Source organism: Cyanobium sp. PCC 7001 (genome assembly GCF_000155635.1).
Lineage (GTDB): Bacteria > Cyanobacteriota > Cyanobacteriia > PCC-6307 > Cyanobiaceae > NIES-981.
This window is the reverse complement of record NZ_DS990556.1, coordinates 1,647,582-1,673,080: the sequence shown is the minus strand read 5'-3', so window position 1 is coordinate 1,673,080 and position 25,499 is coordinate 1,647,582. Positions and strand designations below refer to the sequence as shown.

Genomic DNA, 25,499 nt, shown 5'->3' with positions numbered 1-25,499 from the left:
TCAGCCACCCCGGTGTTCCGGCCTGGGCACGAACGGCGTGCCACCACCGTTGAAGTCGAAATCGTTGAGGCGGATGCGGATGCCGCCGATGCCGTCGTAAGGGCTGTAGAAAATGCCCAGTTCGTAGGCCCGCTGCTGCAGTTTCAGCTCCACATAGGAGTAGCTCACATCGCCATAAAACGGCGAATCGTTGTCGATGTTGATGGTCGCTCCGGCCTCCAGCACCAGCGGCCCGTAGATCTGCTGGGAGGCATTGAAGCTCACGGTGCGCAGATCCACCGTGCGATCGAAGCTGAAGGGGCTGGCGCCATCGAGGTAGGTGCCGGCCAGGGAGGCCGAAAAGCGGGTGTAGTCGAAGAACGGCTTCTCGAAGCGGCCGATGGTGAAGGAAGGCCCGGCCGCCAGCGTCACCGTGTTCTGGCTCGCTCCGTCCTGATAGAAGGCGCTGCTGCCGCTGATGCCGAAGTCCAGCCCCACCCCGGGGATCACAGGTTCGGGTGCATGCCGCAGCTGCACGAGCGGATCGGGGTCGCCGCCCCCACGATCCTCCCAGAGCCGCAGGGAGCTGCTGATGCCGCCGCGCACGAGGCTGCGCCACTGGGTGTCGAGCGTGTCGGTCTCGAACAGAGCCGCCTGGTAGTTGCCGCTGAGCACCTGCCAGTTGAGGCTCACGGGCGTGAAGTAAGGCGTGGAGGGTGGTGGGTCGTTCGCCGCGTTGTCCCCGGCGTTGTTCGCGGCGTTGCTCACCGTGTTCTTGGGCGTGTTGAGCAGCACGGTGCCCTCGGCTTCGGCGCCGTAGGAGTACACCACGGTCTGCAGGCCCAGACTGCCGTTGTACACGCGCTGGCGGTAGCTGCCGAACAGCAGGGCCCTGCTGCTGCTGTGGCCCGGCAGCTCCAGCGGGGTGCCGAACTGAACGTTGCTGCGCGTGCCGGCGCGGACGTTGTCGGGGTTGAAGGTGGAGAGGCTGGCATCGCCGTAGAGGCGAAAGCGGCCCACGGGCACATCCAGCAGGGCGGCGAGGCCGAAGAGATCGCCGAACTTGGCGTCCTGCTCCACATCCGGACCCACCAGGTTGGTGCCCGGGCGGACGTAGCTGCCGGTGCGCCCTTCGATCGCCCGCTGGATCATCAGCTGGGGTTGGAGCCTCAGGCTTCCCTCCGACCCCAGGCGCAGGGGCGGCAGGTTGTAGCCGAGATACACCCCGTCGCGATCACGCCGATCGGAGTCGACGCTGAACGCCGCCTGCTGCTGGCCGATCTGGGCATCGCGGATGGCGGGAACGGCCAGCCGTTCGCCCAGCAGGATGCGGCTGTCGCGGGCCCGGATGCTGGTCACGCCGCCGGGCCGGATCTCGGCCTCCACCCCCCGGGCATAGGTCCAGGCCTTGGCCGGGGTGAAGGGATCGTTGGTGAAGGCCACCGCCTCGGCGAACCAGCCGTTGCGGCGGATGCTGATGCTGCTGGCCTGGAAGCGCAGGCGGTTGAGCTTGCCCTGGGGAGGCGGCGCCGGTCGGTAGGTGCCGGTGCCGCCCGGGGCGGGGTTGTCCGCCTGGATCAGTGGCGCCAGATCCACCTTCACCGTGGTGTCCACGCTCTGGCGAAAGCGCACGTCGCTCACCCGCTGCTGCAGGGGTTGGGGCGGCGCCGCGGCGTCGGAGGCGCCCGAGAGGGTGTTGGCCCCATCGGCGGGATCGCCCGCCGGAGCTTCCTGGCTGGTGGGTCCCTCCATGGCCACATCGTTGAGGATCTGGCTGAGGCGCCGGTCCCGGCGGCTGGCGTCACCGCCGGGGCAGCCCGGGGGCGCGGGCATGGTGGGGAGCGGCCCCCGCTGCGGGGGCAGCAGCTGCAGCACGGATCGGCTGTCGGGCCCGGTGGTGAGTTCCGGACAGGCGAAGCTGTCGTCGATCGCTGCCTCGTCGACCGTCACCTCGTCGACCGTGGAGTCGTCGACCGTGGTCTCCTCGTCGGTTGCTGACTCGTCGGTCGCCGTCCCGGCGCTGGGGGTGGGAGCGGGATCCGCCTCGCTTTCGTTGCCCGGGCGCAGGGCCTTGAGTTCGCGGGAGAGGGACTCCTGATCCACCACGCCGTACACGTCGGTGATGGTGCCACTGCCCTCCCAGGCGTTGTAGCGGAGGCTGGCCGCCTGCAGCCGCTGGTCGCCCTTGAACAGGCGGATCCTGCCGCTGGCGAACACGCTGCGGCGACCCTCGCGCAGTTCGATCCTGTCGGCCAGGAGCCTCCAGCCCTCCAGCCGGGCCTCCACGTTGCCGCTCACGGTGAGCGTGCCTGAGAGCCGGTCGTAGCTCTGCCGGTCAGCGCGGATCAGCACAACCCGGGTGGCGCCGTCGGCTTCGGCCTGGGTGGCCTCGGGGTTGGCCGCCGCGGGTTCGGTCGCTGGTGCGGGCGTCGCTTCGGCCCTGGTGGGCGCCGGCAGGGCGGGCAGCAGCAGCAGGCTGGCCAGCCCGGCCAGGCGCCAGCGGGGGGGTCGGTGCTGGCTGGCCCGCAACCTCGTCACAGCGTCAGTTGGGGGAAGGCGAGCATCGGGCCCTGCGGGCTGGGCATGGCACGGCCCAGCGTGCTCGCTCAGGGCTCCGGCGTGGGGTCCGGGGAGGACGGGCGTTCAACTGATCGGGTCCCGCTCAGGTCGATGGGCCTGGAGAGCAGCAGGCCGGAGCGGGAGCCCTGACGCCGAGAGGGGGGTGTGAGAGCCGACAGGATCTCAGTCCTCGAGATCCTTGCGGCTCGGCGTGCGGCTGGGATCGCTGGCCAGGAAGCCGAACACGAAGATCCCGATGAAGAAGAAGACGACCGAATAAACCGAGATCTTGAGAGCGAGCATGGTTCGGTCTGGCGCGGTGCGGGCGGGTAACAGGGAGTGACGGCCACCACTGGGATCTAGGCGGACCCCCCGGCAGCGGCATCATCCTATGGGACCTGGCCCGCCATCCAACGATGCCCGCAGCCTCCTGGGCGGGCCTGCGGCCTCAGATTGAAACGTTTCAGTCACGTTCCGCCCCGTCCCACCGTTGCGCCCACTCCCCAACCCCTGCGTCCGCTTCCCGCTCCGATGCCTGGCGGCCGGCCGTGCCTGATCCCGTGCTCGACCTCCAGGCGGCGTGGCGTTGTCTCCAGCCGGATGGGAGCCAGGGGCCTGCCCTGACGCATCCCTGGGGTGCCCTGCACCGTCCGGACTGGCACGCCCGCGCTCTGGTGATCTGGCCCCGGGGCGAGGTGTGGCACCACCTGCACCTGGAGCTGGGCTGCCCCCCCGCCTGGCAGGCGCTGCAGTGCCCCAAGCCCCAGGTGCAGGCGCGCCTGGCCCTGCGCTGGTGGGCCGACCGTGCCGAGCTGTGGGTGGATGGGGAGCTTGTTCACAGCGGCGATCTGTTCGATACCGCCTGCCGCTGGCAGCTGCCCGCGCACTGGTGGCGCGGTGAACCGCTGCGGCTGGTGCTGCGGCTGCGCAGTCCGCTCCACGACGACGGCGCCCTGATCCACAGCCGGGTGGAGCTGGAACCCCTCGATCCCGCCGACCCCGCCGGGGTGCTGGGGCCCACCCGCCAGGCCCTGGTGACCCTGCGGCGCGAAGCGGGCCTTGCGCCTCTGCCGGAGGCGGCCGCGGCTGTGCAGGTGCTGGGGCATGCCCACCTCGATCTGGCCTGGCTGTGGCCCGTGGCCGACACCTGGCAGGCGGCGGAGCGCACCTTCAGCTCCGCGCTCGATCTGATGGAGCGGTTCCCCCGGCTCCACTTCGCCCACTCCACTCCGGCGCTCTACGCCTGGCTGGAGCGCCATCGCCCCGCCCTGATGGAGCGGATCCAGGCGGCGGTGGCGGCCGGCCGCTTCGAGCCGATCAATGGTCCCTGGGTCGAGACCGACTGCGTGCTGATCAGCACGGCCTCGCTGCTGCGCCAGTTCCAGGTGGGCCAGCACGACAGCCGCAGGCGCTTCCCCCAGCTCAGCCACCATCTGGCCTGGCTGCCGGACAGCTTCGGTTTCGCCGGCGGCGTGCCGGCCGTGGCCGCCGCCAGTGCGGTGCGCTGGTTCTGCACCCACAAGCTGTTCTGGAACGCCTCCCATCCGTTCCCCCATCGCCTCTTCCGCTGGCGCAGCCGCTGCGGGGCCGAGCTGCTGGCGCTGATGACCGCACCGATCGGCACCGACGGGGATCCGATCGCCATCGAACGCCATCGCCTGGACTGGCAGCGGAGCACGGGTGTGGCCAGGGCGCTTTGGCTGCCCGGGGTGGGGGATCACGGCGGCGGACCCACCGCCGAGATGCTCGAGCAGCTCAGGCTGTGGGAGAGCCAGCCGGAGGCCGCGCCCCAGCACCATGGCCCCCTGCGCACCTTCCTGGCGGAGCTGGAGCCGCTGCGATCCCGGCTGCCGGTGTGGCGCGATGAGCTCTATCTGGAGCTGCACCGCGGCTGTGCCACCACCCGGCCCGATCAGAAACGCCACAACCGCACCCTGGAGCGCCTGCTGCGGGAGGCCGATGCGGCCGCCGTGCTGGCCGCTGGCGGAACCGGCGACGGGGCCGGCGACGGGGACGGTGCCGGTGCCGACTGGCGTCCCCTGCTGTTCCAGCAGTTCCACGACATCCTGCCCGGCACCGCCATCCCGGAGGTGTTCGAGCAGGCCGAACCGCAGTGGCGGGCCGCCCGCCGTGAGGCACGGGCCCGGCGTGATCACGGCCTGCGGCGCTGGCTGGCCATCGGACGGGCGGTGCCGCGCGCGCCCCGGTGGTGGGCCGTGCAGCTGCAGCCGCTCCCGAGCCACCGTCGCGTGCGGCGTCTGCCCGCGGGCCAGTGGTGTGCGGCGGGGGCGCCGCTGCCGCAGCAGCCGTCGGCAGCCGGCGGTTCGTGGGTGCAGCTGCCGCCGCTGGCGGGCGTGATGGCGCGCACCCTGGAGCACCACCGACCGGCTCCGGTTCCCGACGCGGCTCCCGACCCGGTGCCCGAGGCCGAGCATCCCGTGTGGACGGCCGGGGCCCGCGCCGGCAACGGGCTCGTGGCCGTGGAGATCGGGCCTCAGGGGGTGGAGCAGCTCTGGGACCGGGAAGGGCGCAGCCTGCTGGCGTCACCGCTGCGCTGGTGCCGCTTCGTGGACCGCGGTGAGTTCTGGGATGCCTGGGATCTGGCCGCCGACTACGCCGAGCACCCCCTGCCCTGGACCTGGCAGGGCGTGCCCGCTTGGCGCGAGCGGGGCCCCCTGTGCGCCAGCTTCGTGTGGCGCGGCAGGTTCGGCCGCAGCCGGGTGCGTCTGGAAGGCCGCCTCCTGGCCGGCACGCCCTGGCTGGAACTGATGCTCAGCATCGACTGGCACCAGCGCCATGAGCTGCTGCGGCTGGAGCTGCCCCTGGCCCAACCGGCCGAGCGCTGGGCCGCCGACACGTCCGGAGGGGTGCTGGAGCGCCCGGCCCAGCCCGTCACCGAGCGGGAGCAGGCCCGCTGGGAGGTGCCGGCGATCAGCTGGATGGCCTCGGCGGGCCCGGCCGGAGGCCTGGCGGTGCTGCTGGACGGCCCCCAGGGGGTCTCGGCCCGTGGCGACTGCCTGGGCGTGTCTCTGCTGCGGTCTCCCACCTGGCCCGACCCCGGGGCGGACAATGGCCGTCGGCGTCAGCGCCTGGCGGTGATGCCGGCCTCGCCCACCTGGCTCGCTGCCGGGGTTCCGGATCAGGCGGTCATCTTCCGCGAGCCCCTCTGGCTGCGGCCCCAGGGGCTGGCCACCACGCCGCCGGCTGAGCCGGCTGATGCCGTGCGTCAGGCCCTGCCGCCCCTGGCGCCCGGTCTCTCGTTGGTGAGCCTGCGGCCCGGGGAGCGGCCCGGCGCTGCACTGATCGCTGTGGCGAATCTCACGCCCTGCCGGCACGTCCTCGACCTGGGGCCGGGTTGGGAGATGCTGGAGCGGGTGAACGCCCTGGAAGAGCCACTGGAGCTGCCGGAACCCAACCTGCTGCGCCCCTGGCAGCTGGGGTTCTGGCGGCTCAGTCGTCCTGCTCAGTCGTCGTGATCGTCGAAGGGGTCGGTGAGCTGCTTGGACGGCGGGCCGAAGGCCATGTAGATGCCGAAACCGGTGAGGCTGAGCAGCACGGCCAGAACGGCCAGAGCGACGGAGAGAGCGGGGGAGCCGGTGGTGGTGGGATCCATGGGGAGAGGGGCGGCGAAGGAGGCGGCGGGAGGGCAGGGACTGGCGGGTGGTTCGGGCTCTGGACAGGAACGACTTTCGCGGCCAGCGAAGCTCCCGGCGCGCCTCAGGGCGCAGCCGCACGGTTCCGTCACAACTCTCGACAGCCCGGCACGCCGGAGCCTGTGAGGCCCTTACAGTAACGATCCCGACACCTCGCGCGAGACGCCCGAAGCAGCCATGGCTCAACGCACCCGTCTCGGAGACCTGCTGCGTCCCCTGAACTCCGAATACGGCAAGGTTGTTCCCGGCTGGGGAACCACGCCCGTGATGGGCATCTTCATGCTGCTCTTTCTGGTGTTCCTGCTGGTGATCCTGCAGCTGTACAACCAGTCCCTGCTGCTCGAGGGCATCAACGTGGTGAACTGGAACGGCGCGGGCTGACCCGCCCCGCCAGGCCACCCTGCGATGAACATCTTCGGAATCGGCCTCCCCGAGATGGCGGTGATCGCCGCCATCGGCCTCCTGGTCTTCGGCCCCAAACGGCTGCCTGAGCTGGGCCGCACCCTGGGTCGCACCCTCAAGGGGTTCCAGTCGGCCTCCTCGGAGTTCGAGAAGGAGTTCCGCACGGCCATCGCCACGGCTGAGGAGGTGGCTCCTCCCCTCAGCTCGGCCGCCGATGCCACTGCGGGCACGGCCCCGGGGGGCAACGCCGAGGCTCCCGCCCCAGACGACCCCCGAGACGCCCTCCCGGACGCCTCGTCCCCATCCACCCCGTCGCCTTCCGCGGAAGCCTGAAGCTCCCGGAGGTCATCCGGCAGGGCTCTGTGGCAGGGTCGGAGATCGGCCCAAAGGCGGACGCCGTTCGCCGGGGATCCAGGCTCCCGGCGTGCCCGCCCCCTTGCGGCCAGCAGGCCAGCCCCCCTGATGCCAGCAGGCCAGCCCCTGACGTGAACCTCTGAACTCGTGCCTTCCGAGTCCCCCACCCAGCCGGCGCGCCTGCAGTTGGTGGTGGGGCTCGGCAACCCCGGCAGTCGTTACGCCGGCACCCGCCACAACGTGGGCTTCATGGCCCTGGAACAGCTGGTCCGTTCCGCCGGAGGCTCCTTCCGGCAGCAGTCCAGGCTCCACGGTCTGCTGGCCGATGTGGGCCAGGGGGAGCAGCGCCTGCGGCTGCTGATGCCCCAGACCTTCATGAACGACAGCGGCCGCTCCATCCGCGCCGCCCTGGACTGGTTCTCGCTGCGGCCGGCCGAGCTGCTCGTGGTGGTGGACGACATGGATCTGCCGCTCGGGAAGCTGCGCCTGCGGGCCAGCGGCAGCGCCGGGGGGCACAACGGTCTGCGCAGCGCCATCAGCCACCTGGGCACCCAGGACTTTCCACGCCTGCGGATCGGCATCGGGGCGCCGGCCGAGAACCCCGCCGAGCGACGGGCGCGCACCATCGGCCATGTGCTCGGCCGCTTCAGTGCCGCGGAGCAGCCGTGCCTGGAGGCCGTGCTGAACGAAGTGGAGGCCGGCATCGGCCAGATTCAGCGCCTCGGCCTGGAGAGGGCCGGTAATCGATTGAACAGTTTTCAGCCCCAGACCCCGACAGCCTGAGCCCATGGCCCCTCTGCCTGCCACCACAGCCCAGCTGCGTGTGCTGCACCAGAGCTTCAGCAAGCGCAGGCTGGAGGGGGAGGTGAGTGCCGGCGGCTTCCACTGGACCTTCAGCTGGGCCTTCGACCGGGGCGAACTCTGTGTGGAGCCTTCCCTGGGCCGGGCCCTGATCCAGGATGCGCTGCTCCGGTTCCTGCTCAAGGCCGACTATCAGCTCGAGCCGGGCGGCGATTACGCCTTCACGGTGCGCGCCCGCTTCTAGGGCCCGCAGGGCCGGGCCACTGGCGCAGCACCGCCTCGGAGCATCGGCTGAGCGAGCGGCCGAGCCAGCGCTCCACCAGCAGCTGGGCCACCACATCGTCGATGTCGCGCGGAGGCAGCCGCATCCCCCGGGGCAGCAGCTGCCGCCAGCTAGGGGTGTGCCGCAGCTCCCAGTAGCGCGTTCGTGCCGCCAGGGTGGTTCCGTGCTCCTCCACGACCCGGGGCTCGAGGCCTTGCCGGCGCAGCGGCTCCGGCCAGGTGGTGCTGCCGGTGCCGTCCCCCAGCACCACCTCCCGCAGGCCCTGGCCCTGCCGCCAGTCCGCCAGCAGGGCCAGGGCCTGGTCCGGAGGCAGGATGGCGGCCTGCAGCACCTGGGCGGTGCCAGGCTCGGCCAGCACCAGACCGCATTTGCTCCGGCCTGGATCGAGACCGGCCACCGGTGGGGTTGGCGCAGGGGCCGGGGGTCTGCCGGGCTGGTCCGTCGTCATGGGCGTGCCGGCCGCAGCGGCGGGTTCTGCCAACCCCCCAGGATGCGCAGCTCCACCGCGATCGGGTCGGGGGTGTCGGCATCGCGCAGGGCCACGGCCTCCAGCTGCACCACCGTGTCCTCGGGCCGCTCCGCCAGGCTGCGGGCCAGCTGGTTGAACTTGGCGGCATCGAACTGGAGCCCATCCACCAGGGTGCCCTGGCGCTGGGCCTGGGCGTAGGCCGCGGCCAGCAGCAGGTTGAGCCGCCGCACCAGCTGTTCCGGGCTGCGCAGGTCCGCCTCGATCGTGGTGCGGGCCATCACCTCGCCCCCGTCCACCACGCGGCGGTTGGGGCGCAGGTCCGGAAAGGCCAGCACCTGGCGCTCGCCGCGCAGCACGTTGGCCGCCGAGAGGATGCTCACCACCCAGCTGCCCGGACGGGCCAGCAGGCTCTCCAGCCGGGCGATGTCGTTGCTGGGCACCAGCAGGATCTGCCGATCCACCGGCTGGCCGGGCAGCACCCGCCGGAAGGCGTTGCTGTTGGCCTGCTGCAGCAGCGCCGTGATCACCTCCTTCGCCTGATCCGGACGCTCCAGCTGCACCTTGGCGCTGGCCAGGGTCTGACCGGTGGTGATCACCACGTCTCCGCGGCGCAGGGCAATGAGGTTGTTCTCGAGGTCTTCCAGCTCCTTCGCCCCGGCGGCGATCTTCTCGCGCACGGTCTTCAGCTCGGCTTCGGTGCGCTTGATCTCGGCATCGCGGCCGCTCAACACCCGGGTCAGCCGTTCCCGTTCCCGCTCCAGGCGGGCGCGCTGGGCCTGCAGCGGCGCCAGTTCGCGGCGCAGGTCGGTGGCCCGCCGTTCGGCCTGGGCGAGTTCCCTCTGCACCCGGCGCTGGCCCTGCTGGGCGCGGGCCACCTCCGCCTGACTGGAGCTCAGCCGCTCGCGGCTCGCCTCCAGCTGGGTTCGGGTGGTGCTCAACCGCTCCTCGAGCCGCTCCAGCTCGAACAGGCCGGTGCGCAGCCGCTCGCTCACCAGCAGCATCAGCCCCAGGGACACGGCGCTGATCAGGCTGCCGGTGAGCACGGTGATCAGCACCGCCGTGCGCCGCGGCCGCATGTTGAACAGGCTCAGGCGGGCCTTGCCGACGCGGCTGCCCAGGCGATCTCCCAGGGTGGCGAGCACGCCACCCAGCACCAGCAGCGCCAGGATCAGCAGCCAGCCCGACACAGGTGCTCCGCAACGGGGTCAGTATCCCGCCCTGACGGGAACCCCCGGGCCGGCAGTGCCATCGGATCAGCTGAACCGCTTGGCCAGGGCGATCGGGTCGAACACGGTGATCTTCTTGCGATCGATCTGCACCAGACCCTCATTGCGAAGATCCCCCAGAAGCCGGGTGATCGTGACCCGGGTGGAGCCGATCGCCTCGGCGATGGCCTGGTGGGAGAGGCGCAGATCGATCGTGATGCCCTCGGTGCCCGGCACCCCGAAGTCACGGCAGAGCACCAGCAGAAAGCTCACCAGCCGGGAGCTCATGTCCCGGTGGGTGAGGGTTTCGATCATGGTCTCGGTCTGGAGGATCCGGGAGGAGAGCCCCTGAAGCAGCAGCAGCCCCACGCTGGCGTCCTGCTCGATCGCCTTGCGCACCGAGCTGGCCGGGGCGCTCAGCAGCTCCACCCTGGTGAAGGCGATGGCGTGATAGAAGCGATCCGAGCGTTGGCCGGTGAGCAGGGACAGCACGCCGAAGAGGCTGTTCTCCCGCAGCAGGGCCACGGTGATCTCCTCCCCCGACTCGTACACCCTGGAGAGCCGCACGGCGCCGCGCCGCAGCAGGTAGACCCGTTCGGCCGGATCGCCCGGGAAGAAGATGGTCTTGCTGCGCTCGATCGTCTCGATGCTGCTGCCGGACAGGCTGCGGATCACCTCCAGCAGGGTCTGGGTGTTCTGGCCGGCGGACCCGATGCCGCTCACCACCCCGGGGGCCCCACTGCTGGGCGTGCTGGCGGTCCTGCTGAAGCCGCGTGAGGCGCCAACCATGGGGTGGGGAAGGCAGATCGCCGGACCCTAAAGATCACTCCGGGCCCCCCGTGTAGCAACCATCACGCTTTGAGAGTCGGTGGGGCCGTCTGCGACGCGGCTGTGTTCCCCGCCAACACAGGCCGTGCGCCAGTCCGGCTCGGTGGTACAGATGTTTCCACTAGGGGTGGTGTCTGTGTGCTGCGCTACGGCGCGATGCCGCTACATTCAGTCCTGCGTCGCCGGAAGGCCCATGGCCGCCAGTCTCACGACCAGCCCGGGTCCCGGCAGCGCCGAACCCGCCGGTTCCGCGAGGGTGACAGCGCTTCCGCCGCGCCGCACTCCGCGGCTGGAGGTGCTGGGTGCGGCGGGCAGCGAGGCCCCAGCGGCGCCCACCCACCGGCCCCTGCCGCCCACGCCCCTGCCTGTGCGTCTGGCGGCCCAGCCTGAAGGGATGCTCCAGGTGCACACCGCCCCCTTCCGGGGCAGCGCCAATTCCGTGCTCAGCCAGGCTCTGCGCAGCGCGGGGCTGGGCAGCCGCGTGCTGGTGAGCCAGCTGCTGAAGGGGGGCGTCGACCAGGGCCTGGCCGCCAGCCCCTGGCTGTGCGGCCGGCTCCAGTGGCTGCGGCCCTCCGTGGTGGCCTGCCTGGCCGAGCCCGCCGGCGACCACCCCCCGGCGGTGCGGGAGGCCGTGCTGGCGGTGTGGGCCTACAGCCGCCAGCAGCTGCTGCAGGGCGCCGTGGACCTGATGGTGCTCGACGAGCTCGGCCTGGCCGTGGAGCTGGGCTATGTGCCCCTGGAGGAGGTGCTCGCCACGCTCGAGCAGCGGCCGGCCCACCTGGATGTCATCCTGACCGGGCCTTCCATGGGGCCAGAGCTGATGGCGCTGGCCGATCAGGTCACCCAGCTCCGCCGCGGCCTCTAGGTCCACTCCCCATGCTCAAGAACGACCGTTGGATCAAGGCGCAGGCGGCCGGTGGGATGTTGGAGCCGTTCCAGGCCAGCCTGGTGCGCCATCTCGAGCCGGACCAGGCCACCCGACCGGTGCTCAGCTACGGCTGCTCCTCCTACGGCTATGACCTGCGGCTTTCCCCCCAGGAGTTTCTGATCTTCCGGCACGTGCCCGGCACGGTGATGAACCCCAAGCGGTTCAATCCGGCCAACCTGGAGCCCGCTCCCCTGCATGACGACGAGGACGGCTCCTATTTCATCCTCCCGGCCCATTCCTACGGACTTGGTGTGGCGCTGGAGCGCATGCGCGTGCCGGCCAACATCACGGTGATCTGCCTGGGCAAGAGCACCTACGCCCGCCTCGGCATCATTGTGAACACCACCCCGGCCGAGGCCAGCTGGGAGGGGCACCTCACCCTGGAATTCAGCAATTCCTCCGGAGCCGACTGCCGGATCTATGCCAATGAGGGCATCTGCCAGCTGCTGTTCTTCGAAGGCGATCCCTGCGACACCACCTACCGGGATCGGGCCGGCAAGTACCAGCATCAGCCGGAACGGGTGACCCTCGCCCGCGTGTAGCCGCAGCTCACCGGGTTTCTCAGGGGGCCAGGCGGGCGCGGTGGAGCCGGCTCTTCTCGTACCAGGCGGCGATCTCAGGGGTCCAGGCCTGCAGGTGAGGCCAGATCAGATCGCAGAGCTCACGGATCTCCTGCTGGGCATCGAGCTTGGCCCGCAGGTCCAGGAAGTGCAGCAGGGCCCGCAGGGTGAAACTCACCACGAAGTGCTGGCGGTAGTCGAACGGCAGCAGCCCGCGGGCGTGCTCCTCGGCGAAGCCGCTGGCCAGCAGGTCGCGGTAGCGCTCGGCGGCCCGGCGGCAGAGGTCGAGGTCGCATGCACGCTGTTCCTCTGAGTAGAGGTATTTCTTGCCCTGCCGGTCGGCATAGCTGCCGACCGGCCGCAGGTAGAACACCTCCTCGAGATCCACCTCCCCGTTGGCCGCCCGGCAGATGCGCTCGCCGGTGTAGCGCATCGACTGCACATCGAAGCTCACGCCCACCCGGTGGGTGCGCGCCTGCTGCATCACCGAGTGGGGAAACCAGCCCACGTTGAGCACGATCTGGGCGTGCTCGAGCGGTCCGTAGTGCCCCCGCTCCCCGGCCAGCAGCCGCTTGACGCAGATCTCTCCGGCCTGGCGCTCGTCGGGCCAGCTGGCCTGGTCGAGCATCACGAAGCCTTCGCTGTAGTCCTGGTGCATCCCGGCGTAGACGCACTGCTGGGGGTTGGGGGTGGCGGCGATCAGGGCCACGCGGAAGCGGGAATCCATGGCAGCGGGGTGGTGGGGATCTCAGCCGTGGCTGCGTGGTCCTGCCATGGTGCCAGTGCCGCCAGCCTCGATCCCCGCCTCGCCCCCGGCCAGGGGGCTCACGGCGCCCACACCGGCCAGCTGGGGCAGGGGCTGGTCCGTCACCAGGGCCTCCGCCAGGGCCAGCAGCTCCGGCTGGCTGCGGACGCCGATCGAGCGGCCGACGGTGTCACCGCGGCCGTCGAACAGCTCGAGCTGGGGGATGCCGTTCACCGCGAAGCGCTCCAGCTCGGGTTCCCAGCGCGGGTTGTCCACGTTGAGCAGCACCACGTCCAGGCGGCCGCGGTAGCCGGATTCAACCGACTGCATCGCCGGCGCCATGGTGCGGCAGGCCTCGCACCAGTCGGCGTAGAACTCCACCAGGGTGGGGCGCCCATCGGCGAGGGCGACCGACAGCTCGGGAGAGCGGCGGGCCAGGGCCTCGAGCGGCGCCTGGGGTTGCAGCCCGCCCCGCAGCCAGAGCACCGCCGCGGCCAGCAGGCTGGCGATCAGCACCAGCACCAGCCGCTCGCGCCGGCCGAGACCCGGGGCACCGGAGGAACTGCTCATCGTGGATAGGTTGGGAGAGACTGCTGCGCTTGCGCTGCACTCTGGCAGCCCCATCAGGCCTCTGGACCCGTGAAGCGGCGACTCACCCTCCATTTCCCCCGTGAGGCGGTGCATCAGCCGATCACCTACCGCCTGGCGGTGGATTTCGACATCGCCGCCAAGATCCTGCGGGCCCAGATCGCCCCGAATCAGAGCGGCACCATGGTGGTGGAGCTCTCCGGCGACATCGACGAGCTGGAGGCCGCCGAGGCCTGGCTGGAAAGCCAGGGGCTGGGCCTCAACCGGGCCCCCGGGCAGATCGCCGTGGACCGACAGCGCTGCGTGGACTGCGGCATCTGCTCCAGCGTCTGTCCGAGCGGCGCCCTGCGGTTCGGTGCCCCGGACTGGCAGCTGCAGTTCGACGCCCAGCGCTGTCTGGTCTGCGAGCAGTGCATCCCCAGCTGTCCGCTGGAGGCCATCGCCCTGGTGCTGGACCCGTCGTGATCAGCGCGCTGGCCGAAGCCGTGATGTCGGTGCTGATGGCGTCGCTGCGGCTGCTGATCCTGCCGTTGCGGGCCCCCATGCTGCTGCTGCTGGCCGGAATCGCTGTCTATGAGGGGCTGCACTGGGGGCTGAGCGGTCCCGCCATCGTCATCGGCGGCGGGCAGGTTGCCGCCCCGGGTGTGGAGGGGATGGATGCCGACATCCTCTACCACGTGTTCTGGTCGATCGATTGTCTGCACGCCCTGCTGGTGGTGGTGGTGTGCACCATGCCTGAGCTCCTGATGCGCAGGCTGTCGGAGCTGATGGCCGCCAGCCGGGTGGTGACGCTCGTGCTCACCCTGCTGCTGGTGACGGTGGGGGGGCTCTATCTGCTGCACCTCAAGGTGCTGGGCAACATGTTGATCCTGGCCTCGGCGGTGCTGCTGGCCCGGCTCGATCTGGCGCGGCTGCGGATCGTGCCACCGGCCCAGAACCTGGCGCTGGCCTTCGCCACCGTGGTGCTGCTGGGGGCGGCGGCCGGCCGCTGGCTGGCAGCGGTGGTCTGATCAGGGCGGACGGGTCGCTCAGCTGCAGATGGGCAGATCGCTGTTCTGGAAGCTCCAGAGGTTGCCCAGCACCTTCTTCACGTACAGCCGGGTCTCGGGGTAGGGAATGGCCTCCACCCACAGTTCCGGCAGGGACTCCAGCCGGGGGTTGATCCAGCTCTCGGCCGCCCCGGGCCCTGCGTTGTAGCTGGCGGCCACCAGGAAAGGGTTGCCCTCCCAGCGGTCCAGCATCTGGCGCAGGTAGCGGGCCCCCAGGGCGGCATTCTGCTCGGGCTCCTCCAGGCTGTCGGGGCTGACAGGTCCGCCGGCCAGCTCCGCGGCGGTCTCCGGCATCAGCTGCAGCAGCCCCGCTGCGCCAACGGGTGAACGCACGGCCGGGCTGAAGCGCGACTCCTGCTTGGCCACCGCCGCCAGCAGAGTGCCCGGCACCCGCTCCTGCTGCCCCGCCTTGTTGAGAACGTCCGCGAAGGCCGGCTCGGCCCGGCTGCGGGCCAGCTCCAGCTGCAGATCGCAGTTGCTGCTGGGTGCCCGCAGGCTGGCCAGTTCCAGCTGGCCCAGGCCGGTCCAGTGGTCGCCCACGCCGCGTCTCAGCCGGCTTTCGAGCACCAGCTCCTCCGGGGTGGCGGCCGCCTCCTGGCCCCGCAGCTGCCGCCACTGCTCCCAGGCCTCCAGGTTCTGGCCGAGGCGCCAGAGATGGTCGAGGTCGGCGCGTCCGCTGTTCAGGGGCCGCCAGGCGGCCTGCTCCAGGGGTGGAGCCGTGGCCGGATCGAGATTGATGGTGCCGCGGCCGAGGCGCTCGGCCGCCCGCCAGGCGTAGTAGCCCTCGGGATGACGGGCCAGCAGCTCGGCCCAGCCTGCCTTCGCCTGCGGACGCTCACCCTGCTCCCACTGGCTGAGGGCCAGCCAGAAGCGGCGGCGGGCATCCTGCGGGGCCGCCATGCTGGCTGGATCGAGGACCGCGGTGCCGAGCAGCACGGCGGCGGCGCGCCAGTCCTCCTGCAGGAGCCGTTGGCGCGCCAGCTCCCACTGCAGGTCCCAGCTGGCCGGATCCCTGGGCCAGCGGCGCATCACGGTCAGGGCGGTGGAGGTCTGCCCCATCACCAGGGCGCGACGGGCCTGCACCGGCGCCGTGTCCTGCAGGGGGGCAGGCAGTTCGGCCAGCCGTTCGAGGCTGGAGGTGGATGGGCTCTCGGCCAGCAGCCTCGCCGCCTCCTCTGCTTCCTGGCTGCCCGGGTGGCTGCGGGCCAGCTCCAGGAGCCTGGCCTCACCCTCCTCCTGGCCGTCGTCCTGCCGGAGCAGGTTGCGGGCCAGCTCCAGCTGGGTGGCCGGGCTGCCGGCCGCATCGTCCAGGCAGGAGCGGGCCCCGTCCGAATCCCCCAGCCGTGCCAGGGCCAGGGCCAGCGCATCCCGCTGGGCCGGCGCCGACGGGGGAGCTTCACAGGCCTTGGCGATCACCGTCCGGGCCCCGGGCCAGCGGGCACCCCAGCGTGCCAGGTGGGCAGCCCCCTGCGGTCCGGCCTCCACCGCCGCAGCGAGCGCCGCCGGGTGGGCGGGGAACCGGGTGAGCAGGCGTTGGAGCAGCTCGGGTCGCTCGCGGCCGAGCGCGTAGAGGGCATCGGCGCTGGTCGTTGTCGCCGGGAAGCGGCTGAGCAGCTGCTTCCACAGCTGCTCGCTGCCCACCACATCCCCCTGGCGGGAGGCGGCCTGGGCGGAGCGTTTCAGCACCACGGCGGCGAGGGGATCCCGGCCCCAGGCCTGGTTGCGCAGCAGGCGGCCGATCCGGGCCTGGTCAGGCCCCTGGTCAGCTCCCTGGGCCGAGGACCTGTCCTCCGCCGCCACCAGCAGCAGGGCGGCCTCCCGGCGGCGTGCCGGATCGGGGGCGAAGCGCCGCTCCCAGTCCAGGGCGGCGGCCGGGGTGGCGGGGCTCAGCCCGGGCCGCTGCTGCAGCAGGTGCCGCCCGAGCAGCAGCACACCACCACTGCCCAGGCAGGAGAGAGCCAGCAGCAGGCCAAGAGAACGCACGAGCGGAGCCGCGGATGCACCGGCATTCTGGGGAGGTTCGCTCCCCGAGGTCCGGTGCGGTTGCCTCCCCTGCCTCCGTGGCTCTCCACCCTGCCGGGGGCGGAGCAGCGCTTGCGCACCCTGAGGCTCTGGGCCCTGGCCGGCGCCGTGCTGCTGCTGCGCCCCTTCTGGCCCCTCAGCCTGCTGCCGGGCTGGGTGGTGGGGGGGGTGCTGCTCTGGGCGGTGCTGGAGCTGCTGGCCTGGATCTGGTGGCCGCGCCGCTGGCGCTGAGGCAGCTCCGCGTAGCCTGCGCCGATCCGCACCGCTGCGATGGCCGCGACCGTGTCCCATCCCCTGGGTCATCCCCTCGGGGACGGACGGGCCGAATTCGGCACCGATGGGATCCGCGGCCATGTCGGCACCCAGGTGACGCCCGCCCTCGCCCTGCAGCTCGGCTACTGGGCCGGTGCCGTGCTGCCGGAGGACGGCCCGGTGGTGATCGGCATGGACAGCCGCCTGAGCGGTCCGATGCTGGCCGCCGCCCTCACCGCCGGTCTCACGGCAGCCGGCCGGGAGGTGTGGCAGCTCGGTCTCTGTCCGACCCCCGCCGTTCCCGGGGTGATCCGCCGGGCCCGAGCCGCGGGCGGCCTGATGGTGTCGGCCAGCCACAATCCCCCCCACGACAACGGCATCAAGCTGTTCGGCCCCTCGGGCGCCAAGCTCAGCGCGCTGCAGCAGGAGGCGATCGAGGCCGGCCTGGCCGGCCGCCCCGGTGTGGGACTTCCCTTCAGCGGCACCGGCACCGCCCGGGATCGCCCCGATCTGATGGGCGCCTACCGCGAAAGCCTGCTGGCGAGCGTGGAGGGGCGTCGCCTCGACGGCTGCAGGGTGGTGCTCGACCTCTGCCATGGCTCGGCCACCGCCTGTGGCGAAGCCGTGTTCCGGGCGCTGGGTGCCGATGTGATCGTGCTCCACGGTGAGCCCGACGGGGCCAGGATCAATGTGGGCTGCGGCAGCACCCATCTGGATCCGCTGCGGGAGGCCGTGCTCGCCCATGGCGCGGCCATGGGGTTCGCCTTCGACGGGGACGCCGACCGCATGCTCGCCGTGGACGGCCTGGGGCGGGTGGTGGATGGCGATCAGATCCTTTACCTGTGGGGTTCAGCCCTGCTGGGCCATGACCTTCTGCCCGGCCAGCGCATCGTGGCCACGGTGATGTCCAACCTGGGCTTCGAGCGGGCCTGGCAGGCCAAGGGGGGCGTGCTGGAGCGCACCCCGGTGGGGGATCAGTACGTGCACCGCGCCATGGAGGAGCTGGGCGCTGGGCTCGGCGGCGAGCAGTCCGGCCACATCCTCTCGGCCCGCCATGGCATGAGTGGCGATGGGCTGCTCACGGCCCTGCAGGTGGCCACCCTGCTGCACGGCGAGGGCCGGAGCCTGGCGGACTGGCTCGAGGCCAGCTTCCGCCCCTATCCCCAGGCGCTGGTGAACGTCACCGTGCCGGATCGCCAGCGCCGCCAGCAGTGGCAGCACTGTGAGCCGCTGCGCCAGGCCGTGGAGCAGGCCGAGGGGGCCATGGCCGGGGAGGGTCGCGTGCTGGTGCGGGCCAGCGGCACCGAGCCCCTGCTGCGGGTGATGGTGGAAGCCGCCGAGCAGGCCGCCGTGGATCACTGGGTGGGCCACCTGGCCCACCTCGCCAACCAGCACCTCAACGCCGCCTGATCCCGCGGCCCAGCAGCGCCAGCACCTCCCGGTCCTCCACCGGATCGAACCGCCCATACCAGGCTCCCACCGCCGTGAGCTGCTCCACCACGGCCAGGGCCACCAGGTCGTCCACCAGCGGTCGCAGCCGATCCGCCACCTGCCGGTCGATCACCGGCACCGCCAGCACCAGCCTGGCGGGGTGGCACTGCCGCAGCGATGCGAGGGCGGCCCTCACCGTGAGGCCCGTGGCCACGCCGTCATCCACCACCAGCAACGGGCGCCCCCGCAGCGCGGCCGGGGCGGGATCGCCATAGAGCCGCTGCCGTCGCTGCAGCTCCTGGGTCTGGGTGGCCACGATCCGGCGGCGCAGCGCGCCATCGAGGTGCAGTCGCGGCACACCAGGCTCGTCCCAGAGCAGAACATCGCCGGGCGCCATGGCTCCCACCGCCAGCTCGGGCTCGGCCGGATGGGCCAGCTTGCGCACGGCCCAGCTGGCCAGGGGCAGCTGGAGTGTGTCGGCCACCGCGGCCGCCACCGCCACGCCGCCGCGGGGGAGACCCAGCACCAGCGCCCGGGGTACGCCCCGCCAGCTCAGCAGCCGCTCCGCGAGCGCCACTCCGGCCTGGTGCCGATCCGGCCACAGCACTGCGGGAGCGGTCACGGCCCTGCTGGCGGCAGGCCCTCCTCGGGGGTGAGGCTGGCCATCGGTCGGGAGGCGGAGAGCAGCATGGCGCGGTGGCCCTGCTCCGAACGCTAGTGAGGGCGTTCAGATCAGGCGTGATCCGCTGGCCCGGCGGCGCTGCTCGGGATCGAACACCGAGGCCACGGTGCGGATCAGCCAGCGACCCTCCCGGGTCACCTGCACCCGGCCGCGCTCACCCGTGCGCTGCAGCTGCACCAGCCCATCGGCCGCCAGCTCCTGCAGCCTGCGCCACTCCGGCTCGAACCGTGTCAGGTCCAGCTCCAGCGCGAAGCTGCACATCACCTGGCGGATCAGCTCCCGCCGCTCCAGCACCTGGGGATCCCGCACCACCAGCCCCCGCTCCACCGGCAGGCGGCCCTGCTCCAGGTCTGTCGCCCAGGCCTTGAGGTCGCGCTGGTTCTGGCAGAACAGGTGGGGGAACTGGCTGATGGCCGTGGGCCCCACCCCGAGCAGCTCCAGTTCGCCGCCGGTGGTGTAGCCCTGGAAGTTGCGGTGGAGCCTCCCTTCGCGGGCGGCGGCGGCGAGGCTGTCGCCGGCCAGGGCGTAGTGATCCATGCCGATCGCCTCATAGCCCCGGGCGCACAGGAGCTCCTGGGCCAGTTCCAGCATGGTAATGCGCGCGTGCTGGCTGGGCAGGTCGGCGGCGGCGATCCGGCGCTGCAGGGGCAGCTGGTCGGGCAGGTAGGCGAAGGAGAACAGCGACACCCGGTCCGGATGCAGCGCCTCCACCAGCTCCAGGGTGTGGCGGAAACGCTCGGGCGTCTGCAGGGGAAGGCCGCAGATCAGGTCCACGTTGACGCTGGCGAAGTCGGCCTCCCGCAGCCAGCCCATCACCCGCCGCAGCTGCTCCGGCGGCACCACCCGGTTCACCGCCTTCTGCACCTCGGGGTCCGCGTCCTGGATGCCGAAGCTGAGGCGGTTGAACCCCAGCTGCCGCAGCTGCAGCACCCCATCACGGCTGAGGAATTCGGGGTTCACCTCGATCGAGGCCTCCAGGTCGGCGGCCAGGTCGAAGTGACGGGCGATCAGCTGCCAGAGCCGGGAGGTTTCCTGCGGGTTGAGGTAGTTGGGGGTGCCGCCGCCCCAGTGCAGCTGGGCCAGGCGCCGCCGCTGGGGCATCGCGGCGGTGATCAGCTCCAGCTCCCGTGCCAGGGAGGCCAGGTAGGGCTCCACCACCCGGGAGCCCAGCTGGGTGGTGATGCGGTTGCAGCCGCAGTACCAGCAGGCATGGCGGCAGAAGGGCACATGCACATAGAGCGAGAGCGGGGCCGTGGTGGGCTGGGCCAGCTGCTCCCGGAGCGCGGCCTCGCCCACAGCTGGGGTGAAGGCCGCCGCCGTGGGGTAGCTCGTGTAGCGGGGAACGGGCTGGTCGTACTTGAGCAGCAGCTCGAGCGGAGTGAGGGGCGATGCGACAGGAACCATGGGGCGGCGGCAGGGAGGGGGCTGCGGTGGATCGGGGCCGGTGGGCTGGGGGCGTATCAGGCCGGCGGCGGTGCGGGCGCCAGATCGGCCAGCTCCGCCAGCAGCTGCTGGGTGGCGTGGAAGGCCCGCTCGGCTTCCTCCAGCAGCTCCTCCTCCTGCTGTTCGGTGAGCACCAGCTGCTCGATGCCGTCGTGCAGGGCCTGCTTCAGGGCCGGAACTCCGCCGGCAAAGGCCCAGAATCCGGGCGCCGGCAGCCCGTGGCGCCGCAGGATGGCTGCGGCCTGCTCGGCCAGCTGCTGGCCGCCGGAGAGGTCGCCGCCGTAGCGCACGTACACGTGGGCCATCAGCCGATGGGGCGCCTGCCGGGCCAGCCCCCGCATCTGCTCCAGCCAGATGGCGGCGGCCGCCGAGGGCGGGGTGGCCGGCAGCGCCGCCAGCAGGGCCAGGTCGTGGCGCAGGGCCGGCGTGCGGGCCAGATCTGCCCAGGGCAATGCGGTGGCTCCCAGGGCGGCCGCCAGCGGCGGTGCCTCCAGCTCCAGCAGGGCATAGGCCGGGGCCAGGGCCCGCAGCAGGGCCGCCAGCTGCAGCGGCTCGGCCTGGCCGGCCAGCAGGGCCCGCGAGAACTGCATGCCCTCGGCGCGGTGATGGGCCTTGCCGATGCGGGCGTGCAGCCTGCGCAGCCGGGGGCCCAGCTTGGCCTGCCCGGTACTGGCGTCGGGTCCGGCGTGCTCGGAGATGGCCATGGGCTGGGAGGCGGGATGGGTGGTGGCCATGGCATCAGTCCTCAGGGGATCAGGAGGTGGTTCATGGGTGGGAGGGCACCATCGGCTGCAGGAACTGCCTCAGCAGCAGCACCGCGAACCGTGCCTGCAGACCCAGCCGGCGCAGGGGCTGCCCTTCGGTGGTTCCGAGCTGGCGGAAGGTGGCCACCAGCTGATCGCGCAGGGCCAGGTAGGCGCTGCCCTCCAGCTGGAACACCACCGGGAAGGCCCGACGGGCCGTGCGGTTGGTCTGCCGCATCACCTCGGCATCGAAGGCAGCGGGATCGAGGCCCAGCAGCCGGTAGAAGTCACCCCGCTCACACACCGTGAGGCTGTGGGTGAGAAAGACGCTCCAGAGGAAGACACGGCTCAGCAGCCGGCCCCGCAGGCCGCTGCGCAGCCCCGGCCAGCAGCGGATCAGCAGATTGAAGATGTCGCCGTGGCGGTTCTCGTCCTGGCACCAGGGCTCGAAGAAATCGAACAGCGGCGCGAAGGCGTGGTCGGGATGGGCCTTCAGGTGCCGATCGATCAGGATGTAGCGCCAGTAGCCGATCTTCTCGGAGAGATACACCGAGTAGAGCACCCAGTTGAGCGGGAACCAGGTGATCGGTCGCCGGCCGCTGAGCGCCGGCAGATCGATGTCGATGCCTTCGGCCACGAGGGCGCGGTTGAGAAAGCCGGCATGGCGGGCCTCATCCCGGGCCATCAGGTTGAACAGCCGGCTCAGCTCCGGCCGCCGCGCCTTCTGCAGCTGGCGGGAGAGCTCCTTGAACAGCAGGAACCCGGAAAACTCCGACACGCAGGAGCGCACCAGATAGCTCTCGTAGGCCGCCTTTTCCTCCTCTGAAAGGCTGGAGAGCCGGGCCAGCGGTGCCTTGCGATCGAAGTGATCGCGGTTGTAGTCGGCCTCCATCTCGGTGAGCATCGCCTCGAAGGCCGCCCGCTGCGAGTCGAGATCGGTGCGGGCGGCCCTGGCGATGTCTGTGGTGTAGAAGCGCGGCGTCAGCAGGTCTTCCCGCAGGTGGGGAGCCGGTGCTGCTGCAGCGGTGCTGGCGACGGTCATGGCCGTGGGGGGAGTGGGCGAGGGGCCATGGCGGCCGGGCCCTGACACGACCCGATCCATGACGACCTGACTGTATAACGACAACGTGATGTCGTGAAACAACGAGCACGTGAGGCCGTTGTACAGTGTCACAGTTCCCTGGGCTGGTCTGGGAGGGCCCGGCAATGGACCATCTGGCCGACTACTTCAAGGTGTTCTCCGAGCCCAACCGCCTGGCGGTGCTGGAGGCCCTGCGGCACGGTCCCCTCAACGTGACGGCCGTGGTGGAGAGAACCGGCCTGAGCCAGGCCCTGGTGTCGAAGCATCTGAAGCTGCTCACCATCGCCGGTGTGGTGCAGCGCCGCCCCGAAGGCGCCCTCGTCTACTACGCCGTGAACGATCCGGCCGTGTTCGACCTGATCGCCCGGGCCGAAGCGCTGTTGCTGGCGGCGCGTCGCCAGCAGCTTGATGCCCTGGCGGCGATCCTCTGAGATGCCGGAGAACGCCTCGGCCGCCGGGCTTCCCGCCAGCCTGGAGCAGCTGCGTGCCGCCCTGGCCGCCGGGGAGCGCCAGTTCCACGGCCTGAAGCTGGGAGAGCTGGACGCCCAGGATCTCGATCTCTCCGGGTGCAACCTGCAGGGCAGCTGTTTCAAGGAGGCCCGTTTCGGCCGGGCCCTGCTCCGCGGGGCGCACGTGGAAGGCTGCTGCTTCCAGCAGGCCCTGCTCTGGGGAGCCGATCTCTCCGGCCTGCAGGCGGCGCGCTCCTCCTGGCAGGACGCGGACCTCTCCGGCGCCCGCCTGCAGGGTGCCAGCTTCGCCGGTGCCTACCTGCATCGCTGCTGCCTGCGTGGGGTGGTGGCCGCGGGCAGCGACTGGCGCCAGGCACGGCTGGTGGAAGCCGATTTCCGCTCGGGTCTCGATCAGCTCACCGATCTGGGCGGCGCTGATTTCCAGGGGGCCGATCTCACCTTCGCTCTGCTCCAGGGCGCCACTCTGCATGGCGCCAACCTGCAGGGCTGCTGCCTCTACGGCGCCAATCTCAACCGGGCCGACCTGCGCCAGGCCGATCTGCGGGGCTGTGATCTGCGGGATACCCAGCTGCAGGACGCCCTGCTGCAGGGGGCTGCCGTGGACGGAGCACGGTTCGCCGGGGTCTGAGCTCCCCGCTCGGGCTCAGGGGAGCAGCTCGGCGGCGAGGGCCAGGGCCCCGGCACAGGCATCACCGGCCGGCGCCCGCAGGACCGCCGTGGGCAGCTCGGCGCCCAAGGCCAGCTCCAGGTGCGCCCGCACCACGGCGAGGTGCTCCAGCACGCCGCCCATCGGCCAGACGATCGCGGGCTCCAGCCCCAGTTCCCGGGCGATGGTGGACGCCATCGTGGCCAGGGCGCCGGCATGGCGCTGCACGATGGCCAGCCCGGCGGGGTCCCCGGCCTCGGCGGCCGCGGCCACGGTGGGGGCCAGCCGGGCAAAGCCCGCCGGACCGAACTCCGGACGCACCACCAGGGCCTTGATGGCCTGGGGGCTCTCGGCTGCCGCCGGGTCGAGTCCCAGGGCCCGCCAGAGCTGGGCCCGCAGCGGCGTCTCCGCTTCCCGGCCGTCCGCCATGGCCAGGGAGCTGGTGAGGCCATCGCGGCCGATGTCCATGGCCGAGCCCGCCCCATCCAGCAGCCATCCCCAGCCGGCGCAGCGATGGTCGCGCCCGTGCCGGTTGCGCCCCACGGCGATGGTGCCCGTGCCGCTGATCAGCACCAGCCCTTCGGAGGCCTGGCCCATCGCGCCGCGCAGGGCGGTGCGCTCATCCCCGGTCACCACCACCCGCTCCGGGGGCAGCGCCAGGATCTCGGCGGCCAGCCGCTGGCCTTGCCCCTGAACGGCGCTGCCCACTTCGATGCCGCTGGCGCCGATGGCGGCCGCCCCAAGGCCCGCTCCGGCCCTGCCGGCGGGGCTGGCCGCCAGCGCTTGGCCCAGGCTGACGCTCAAGGCCTCTCGGAACGCCTCCGTGCCCCGCTGGGCCTGCAGGTGGCGCACGCCCGGGCCTTCGCCTTCGGCGAGGGGGATCCAGCCGCCGCCGGACGGCACCAGGGCCAGGCGGCAGGTGGTGTGGGTCTGGCCGGCATCGAAGCCGGCGATCAGCGCAGCGTCCTCAGCCATCGCCTCAGGCCGCTGGCGCGGCCGGAGGGTCCGCGGGTTCGCCCCGCTGCGAGGCGGCCAGGCTGGCCAGGCTGAACCAGGCCGTCAGCTGCACCTCCGGCCGGAAGAAGATGGTGTCGGTGAGGCCCTGCACCCCGAGCCCCGCGATCACGGCCAGGGTGGCCAGCGCCGGCAGGCTCCGGGAGCTCCCTTCCCACCAGGCGCCGAGGGCCTGACGGATGGCGGTGATCACCAGCCCCACCCCCACCAGCAGGCCGGGGATCCCGGCCTCCACCGCCAGCTCCAGGGGGATCGAGTACGCGCTCAGGGCATTGAACTTCGGCTGCTGGAACAGGGGGTAGATGCGGTTGAAGGCATCATTGCCCGGGCCGATCCCCAGCCAGGGCCGGGCCTGGATCATGTCCAGCGCCGCCAGCCACACGTTGATGCGGAAGTTGTTGGAACTGTCCTCGCGACCGGCCACCAGGCTCATCACCCGCACCCGCAGGGGCTCCACCTGGGTCACGAGCACCGCCAGCAGAGCGGCGGCCACCACCAGCAGGAGCAGGGGGGCCAGCCGTCGCCACAGCCGCGGCCAGGAGCGGGTGAGGCGCATCGCCAGGAGCACCACCACCACCGCCACCTGGGCCACCAGCGCCATCCAGGCCCCACGGCTGTAGGTGAGCACCAGCGCCGCCGTGCCGAGCACGAGGGCGCTGAGGGCATAGAGCCTTGGCGGCCAGCACCTCCAGCGCAGCAACGCCACCAGGGCCAGCGGCAGGATCGGCAGCAGGTACCCCCCCAACAGGTTGGGGTTGCCCAGGGTCCCGTAGATCCGCACCGTGCCGTCCGTCACGGAGTTCGGATCGGCCCAGCGGGCCAGCTCGCCGGTGTCGCCGTAGAGCTGGCGGATTCCCACCACGCTGGTGAACAGCTGGCCGGCCAGCAGGGCGGCCACGATCCGATCCCACCAGAGCGGGGCCTGATGCAGCAGCTCCTGCATCAGGGCGTAGACCCCCAGGTAGCTCACCAGCTTGAGCAGGCCCTTGGCGGCGGCCACCGGCACCGGGGAGAATCCCGTGGCCAGCAGCGACACCGCCAGGATCGCCAGGATCCAGGTGTGGATGGCCCCGAGCCCGGCGGCCGGGCGCCGCAGCACCAGCAGCAGCCACAGCAGGCCGCTGGCCAGGATCAGCAGCGACAGTCCGGCCCGGCTGAGCACCGGCAGACCCGCCATCAGGGCGCAGAGGGTGAGCCCGGCGATCGGCAGCAGCCGCTGCGCCAGCGGTCCCCCTCCGTCCACCAGCCATCCCTGCCATCGCAGCAGCAGGGGTGCGGGTGCTGGGCTGACGGGTTCACCCACGGTGGCGAT

Annotated in this window: 28 protein-coding genes; 13 read left to right on the top strand and 15 right to left on the bottom strand. The window is 71.8% G+C overall.

Features of this window, described 5'->3' with window-relative positions:
* Entirely contained in the window at positions 1–2,517 is a 2,517-nt protein-coding gene (locus CPCC7001_RS14050; RefSeq protein WP_006911301.1) for a DUF3769 domain-containing protein, read from the bottom strand.
* Between the two features lie 204 nt (positions 2,518–2,721).
* Positions 2,722–2,841: a photosystem II reaction center protein I gene (locus CPCC7001_RS08355; RefSeq protein WP_006172424.1), complete on the bottom strand. Its 120-nt coding sequence runs from the start codon at positions 2,839–2,841 to the stop codon at positions 2,722–2,724.
* 245 nt (positions 2,842–3,086) lie between these two features.
* On the opposite strand from CPCC7001_RS08355, the gene CPCC7001_RS08350 reads away from it, so the two are divergent.
* The gene (locus CPCC7001_RS08350; RefSeq protein ID WP_225867208.1) at positions 3,087–6,014 is read left to right on the top strand and encodes a glycoside hydrolase family 38 C-terminal domain-containing protein; all 2,928 of its coding nucleotides are present in this window, start codon (positions 3,087–3,089) and stop codon (positions 6,012–6,014) included.
* Here CPCC7001_RS08350 and psbN read toward each other — a convergent pair.
* Complete coding sequence (psbN, locus tag CPCC7001_RS08345; RefSeq protein WP_006909586.1) at positions 6,002–6,151, bottom strand: photosystem II reaction center protein PsbN; 150 nt, start codon at positions 6,149–6,151, stop codon at positions 6,002–6,004. The two genes, CPCC7001_RS08350 and psbN, sit on opposite strands and share 13 nt — an antisense overlap.
* A gap of 217 nt (positions 6,152–6,368) precedes the next feature.
* Between psbN and psbH the strand changes: the two genes are divergently transcribed.
* The 4 genes from psbH (at position 6,369) to CPCC7001_RS08325 (ending at position 7,992) form a co-directional block, all read left to right on the top strand.
* Positions 6,369–6,572, top strand: a complete 204-nt coding sequence (psbH, locus tag CPCC7001_RS08340; RefSeq protein WP_006910389.1) for a photosystem II reaction center phosphoprotein PsbH — start codon at positions 6,369–6,371, stop codon at positions 6,570–6,572.
* A gap of 24 nt (positions 6,573–6,596) precedes the next feature.
* Entirely contained in the window at positions 6,597–6,926 is a 330-nt protein-coding gene (locus tag CPCC7001_RS15800) for a TatA/E family twin arginine-targeting protein translocase (RefSeq protein WP_006909120.1), read from the top strand.
* A 168-nt stretch (positions 6,927–7,094) separates the two neighbouring features.
* Positions 7,095–7,730, top strand: coding sequence for an aminoacyl-tRNA hydrolase (gene pth / locus CPCC7001_RS08330; RefSeq protein ID WP_006910841.1), 636 nt, complete (start codon positions 7,095–7,097; stop codon positions 7,728–7,730).
* A 4-nt stretch (positions 7,731–7,734) separates the two neighbouring features.
* Complete coding sequence (locus CPCC7001_RS08325; protein WP_006911006.1) at positions 7,735–7,992, top strand: DUF3146 family protein; 258 nt, start codon at positions 7,735–7,737, stop codon at positions 7,990–7,992.
* Here the strand turns inward: CPCC7001_RS08325 and CPCC7001_RS08320 are convergent.
* From CPCC7001_RS08320 to ntcA, 3 genes are all read right to left on the bottom strand, one after another.
* Positions 7,970–8,479 carry a resolvase gene (locus tag CPCC7001_RS08320; RefSeq protein WP_050757214.1) on the bottom strand — a complete coding sequence of 170 codons (510 nt, stop codon included), beginning with the start codon at positions 8,477–8,479 and terminating at the stop codon, positions 7,970–7,972. The two genes, CPCC7001_RS08325 and CPCC7001_RS08320, sit on opposite strands and share 23 nt — an antisense overlap.
* Positions 8,476–9,687, bottom strand: coding sequence for a DUF3084 domain-containing protein (locus tag CPCC7001_RS08315; protein ID WP_006910300.1), 1,212 nt, complete (start codon positions 9,685–9,687; stop codon positions 8,476–8,478). Before CPCC7001_RS08315 ends, CPCC7001_RS08320 begins: the two co-directional genes overlap by 4 nt.
* A 66-nt stretch (positions 9,688–9,753) precedes the next feature.
* Positions 9,754–10,494 carry a global nitrogen regulator NtcA gene (gene ntcA, locus CPCC7001_RS08310; protein ID WP_043368820.1) on the bottom strand — a complete coding sequence of 247 codons (741 nt, stop codon included), beginning with the start codon at positions 10,492–10,494 and terminating at the stop codon, positions 9,754–9,756.
* Between the two features lie 334 nt (positions 10,495–10,828).
* Here ntcA and CPCC7001_RS08305 point away from each other — a divergent pair, with 334 nt between their 5' ends.
* Positions 10,829–11,398 (top strand): cob(I)yrinic acid a,c-diamide adenosyltransferase, encoded by a 570-nt coding sequence (locus CPCC7001_RS08305; protein ID WP_006910824.1) that lies wholly within the window; start codon positions 10,829–10,831, stop codon positions 11,396–11,398.
* Between the two features lie 11 nt (positions 11,399–11,409).
* Positions 11,410–12,003, top strand: coding sequence for a dCTP deaminase (gene dcd / locus CPCC7001_RS08300; RefSeq protein ID WP_006909944.1), 594 nt, complete (start codon positions 11,410–11,412; stop codon positions 12,001–12,003).
* 19 nt (positions 12,004–12,022) lie between these two features.
* On the opposite strand, the gene thyX is transcribed toward dcd, so the two are convergent.
* Complete coding sequence (gene thyX, locus CPCC7001_RS08295) at positions 12,023–12,748, bottom strand: FAD-dependent thymidylate synthase (RefSeq protein WP_006911656.1); 726 nt, start codon at positions 12,746–12,748, stop codon at positions 12,023–12,025.
* A gap of 21 nt (positions 12,749–12,769) precedes the next feature.
* On the bottom strand, positions 12,770–13,336 hold the full coding sequence (locus tag CPCC7001_RS08290) for a thioredoxin domain-containing protein (protein ID WP_006911410.1): 567 nt from the start codon (positions 13,334–13,336) through the stop codon (positions 12,770–12,772).
* 69 nt (positions 13,337–13,405) lie between these two features.
* Between CPCC7001_RS08290 and CPCC7001_RS08285 the strand changes: the two genes are divergently transcribed.
* A complete protein-coding gene (locus CPCC7001_RS08285; RefSeq protein WP_006910695.1) occupies positions 13,406–13,819 on the top strand; it encodes an NIL domain-containing protein in 414 nt (137 codons plus the stop codon).
* Complete coding sequence (locus CPCC7001_RS08280; RefSeq protein ID WP_006909786.1) at positions 13,816–14,364, top strand: hypothetical protein; 549 nt, start codon at positions 13,816–13,818, stop codon at positions 14,362–14,364. The genes CPCC7001_RS08285 and CPCC7001_RS08280 overlap by 4 nt, the downstream gene beginning before the upstream one ends.
* A gap of 18 nt (positions 14,365–14,382) precedes the next feature.
* On the opposite strand, the gene CPCC7001_RS08275 is transcribed toward CPCC7001_RS08280, so the two are convergent.
* Positions 14,383–16,386, bottom strand: a complete 2,004-nt coding sequence (locus tag CPCC7001_RS08275; protein WP_006909254.1) for a lytic transglycosylase domain-containing protein — start codon at positions 16,384–16,386, stop codon at positions 14,383–14,385.
* Between the two features lie 54 nt (positions 16,387–16,440).
* On the opposite strand from CPCC7001_RS08275, the gene CPCC7001_RS08270 reads away from it, so the two are divergent.
* Both CPCC7001_RS08270 and glmM read left to right on the top strand, forming a co-directional pair.
* Positions 16,441–16,656, top strand: a complete 216-nt coding sequence (locus tag CPCC7001_RS08270) for a hypothetical protein (RefSeq protein ID WP_006911661.1) — start codon at positions 16,441–16,443, stop codon at positions 16,654–16,656.
* Positions 16,657–16,695: 39 nt separating this feature from the next.
* Complete coding sequence (glmM, locus tag CPCC7001_RS08265; protein ID WP_043368818.1) at positions 16,696–18,087, top strand: phosphoglucosamine mutase; 1,392 nt, start codon at positions 16,696–16,698, stop codon at positions 18,085–18,087.
* On the opposite strand, the gene CPCC7001_RS08260 is transcribed toward glmM, so the two are convergent.
* From CPCC7001_RS08260 to acsF, 4 genes are all read right to left on the bottom strand, one after another.
* Positions 18,074–18,730: a phosphoribosyltransferase gene (locus CPCC7001_RS08260; RefSeq protein WP_156796731.1), complete on the bottom strand. Its 657-nt coding sequence runs from the start codon at positions 18,728–18,730 to the stop codon at positions 18,074–18,076. The two genes, glmM and CPCC7001_RS08260, sit on opposite strands and share 14 nt — an antisense overlap.
* A gap of 105 nt (positions 18,731–18,835) precedes the next feature.
* Positions 18,836–20,194: an oxygen-independent coproporphyrinogen III oxidase gene (gene hemN / locus CPCC7001_RS08255; protein ID WP_006910643.1), complete on the bottom strand. Its 1,359-nt coding sequence runs from the start codon at positions 20,192–20,194 to the stop codon at positions 18,836–18,838.
* Between the two features lie 56 nt (positions 20,195–20,250).
* A complete protein-coding gene (locus tag CPCC7001_RS08250; RefSeq protein ID WP_006911124.1) occupies positions 20,251–20,967 on the bottom strand; it encodes a biliverdin-producing heme oxygenase in 717 nt (238 codons plus the stop codon).
* 31 nt (positions 20,968–20,998) lie between these two features.
* Positions 20,999–22,018 (bottom strand): magnesium-protoporphyrin IX monomethyl ester (oxidative) cyclase, encoded by a 1,020-nt coding sequence (gene acsF, locus CPCC7001_RS08245; RefSeq protein ID WP_006909568.1) that lies wholly within the window; start codon positions 22,016–22,018, stop codon positions 20,999–21,001.
* A gap of 125 nt (positions 22,019–22,143) precedes the next feature.
* On the opposite strand from acsF, the gene CPCC7001_RS08240 reads away from it, so the two are divergent.
* Both CPCC7001_RS08240 and CPCC7001_RS08235 read left to right on the top strand, forming a co-directional pair.
* Positions 22,144–22,488 carry a metalloregulator ArsR/SmtB family transcription factor gene (locus CPCC7001_RS08240; RefSeq protein ID WP_255347430.1) on the top strand — a complete coding sequence of 115 codons (345 nt, stop codon included), beginning with the start codon at positions 22,144–22,146 and terminating at the stop codon, positions 22,486–22,488.
* 1 nt (position 22,489) lies between these two features.
* Positions 22,490–23,155, top strand: a complete 666-nt coding sequence (locus CPCC7001_RS08235) for a pentapeptide repeat-containing protein (protein ID WP_006910312.1) — start codon at positions 22,490–22,492, stop codon at positions 23,153–23,155.
* 15 nt (positions 23,156–23,170) lie between these two features.
* Here CPCC7001_RS08235 and CPCC7001_RS08230 read toward each other — a convergent pair whose 3' ends face one another.
* Both CPCC7001_RS08230 and CPCC7001_RS08225 read right to left on the bottom strand, forming a co-directional pair.
* Positions 23,171–24,148 (bottom strand): N-acetylglucosamine kinase, encoded by a 978-nt coding sequence (locus CPCC7001_RS08230; RefSeq protein WP_006910297.1) that lies wholly within the window; start codon positions 24,146–24,148, stop codon positions 23,171–23,173.
* Positions 24,149–24,152: 4 nt separating this feature from the next.
* Positions 24,153–25,490, bottom strand: a complete 1,338-nt coding sequence (locus CPCC7001_RS08225; protein WP_006910506.1) for an IctB family putative bicarbonate transporter — start codon at positions 25,488–25,490, stop codon at positions 24,153–24,155.
* Positions 25,491–25,499: the final 9 nt, after the last annotated feature.